This window comes from Saccharomonospora iraqiensis subsp. paurometabolica YIM 90007 (genome assembly GCF_000231035.2).
Lineage (GTDB): Bacteria > Actinomycetota > Actinomycetes > Mycobacteriales > Pseudonocardiaceae > Saccharomonospora > Saccharomonospora paurometabolica.
Map to the genome: position 1 here is coordinate 4,593 of NZ_KI912225.1, position 329 is coordinate 4,921.

The following is a 329-nucleotide window of genomic DNA, read 5'->3' on the forward strand; positions in this document are numbered from 1 at the left end:
TTCGACGCCGACGACACCGACGCCCACGGAGCCGTGCTGGAACGGATCGCGGCCACGCACGGCCCGGTCGACGTCGTCGTCACCGCGTTCGGCGTGCTCGGCGACCAGGCCCGGGCCGAACACGACGCCGCCCACGCGGTGTCGATCGTGCACACCGACTACACCGCGCACGTCGGGGTGCTCACCCACGCGGCGAACCTGCTACGGGCCCAGGGACACGGCACGCTGGTGGTGTTCTCCTCGGTGGCCGGGGTGCGGGTGCGCCGGGCGAACTACGTCTACGGCTCCGCCAAGGCCGGTCTGGACGGGTTCGCCTCCGGCCTGGCCGA

The 329-nt window shown here is 73.3% G+C and carries 1 protein-coding gene; it reads left to right on the top strand.

The annotated features are described in order from the left end of the window. Window positions 1-329: SDR family NAD(P)-dependent oxidoreductase (locus tag SACPADRAFT_RS26485; protein ID WP_040924124.1), on the top strand; the 329-nt coding region annotated here is incomplete at both ends.